This is a genomic window from Vibrio sp. Vb0349 (assembly GCF_033338975.1).
In genome coordinates this window covers 1-1,025 of record NZ_JAWOTS010000472.1, presented here as the reverse complement: position 1 = coordinate 1,025, position 1,025 = coordinate 1, and the positions used below count along the sequence as shown (strand labels likewise).

At 49.5% G+C, this 1,025-nt stretch carries 1 protein-coding gene and 1 pseudogene; both read left to right on the top strand.

The genetic code is table 11. The annotated features are described in order from the left end of the window. Positions 1-536, top strand: a 536-nt coding sequence (locus R7Q47_RS26680) for an enoyl-CoA hydratase-related protein (RefSeq protein ID WP_318090333.1), incomplete at its 5' end; no start/stop codon positions are given. Positions 537-662: 126 nt separating this feature from the next. Continuing rightward, positions 663-1,025, top strand: a pseudogene (locus R7Q47_RS26675) (o-succinylbenzoate synthase); the annotation flags it as partial.

Here is a 1,025-nt window from a genome sequence, read left to right as displayed (position 1 = left end):
TATTGGACTTCCAACGTGATATTCGTACGTGTCCAAAACCTGTTATTGCTTCCGTAGCGGGTTGGGCTGTTGGCGGTGGTCATGTACTGCACATGATGTGTGACCTAACAATTGCAGCGGACAACGCACAGTTTGGTCAAACGGGCCCTAAAGTGGGTTCATTTGATGGTGGTTGGGGCGCGTCTTACATGGCTCGTATCGTAGGCCAGAAGAAAGCACGCGAAATCTGGTTCCTATGTCGTTTCTACAACGCGCAAGAAGCGTTAGACATGGGCTTGGTCAACACGGTTGTGCCTCTAGAAGATCTAGAGAAAGAAACCGTTCGATGGTGTCGTGAAGTTCTTCAGCATAGCCCAATGGCGCTACGCTGCCTGAAAGCTGCATTGAACGCGGACTGTGATGGTCAAGCAGGTCTTCAAGAGCTTGCGGGTAACGCAACAATGATGTTCTACATGACAGATGAAGGACAAGAAGGTCGTAACGCATTCAACGAGAAACGTCGCCCAGACTTCGACAAGTTTCCTCGTAACCCATAATCCGTAAATAAAGAGGAGCCAGAGTGCTCCTCTGCTTCGTTTTTAGTCCCGAGCGCCTCGCCCTCAGGGAGGATGGTTCGTTCTTATAGCCAGCAAGCTTGGGTTGTACGTAATAGGACAGGAATTATGCGTAAAGCAAAGATTTACCGTTACTGCCTTCCAATGGACAGTGGCGTAATACTGCGTGATAACAAGCTGACGGAACGCATCGGCTACATTGTTGAGCTATCTGATGGCGAGAACACGGGATTAGGTGAAGTCGCACCGCTTTTTGGTTTTAGCTTGGAAAGTACCGAAGAGGCTGGCATTCAGTTACAAGAACAGGCTGAACGCTGGGTCGCGGGTATACCGGTTGATTATGCCAATATGTATCCTTCGGTTGCGTTTGGCTTATCCATGGCCCAATTGGAGTTAGAAGGTGGTTTGCCGACGCAAGGCAAATATCAAACTGCTCCACTGTGTACGGGCGATCCCGATGAGTTGATTCCA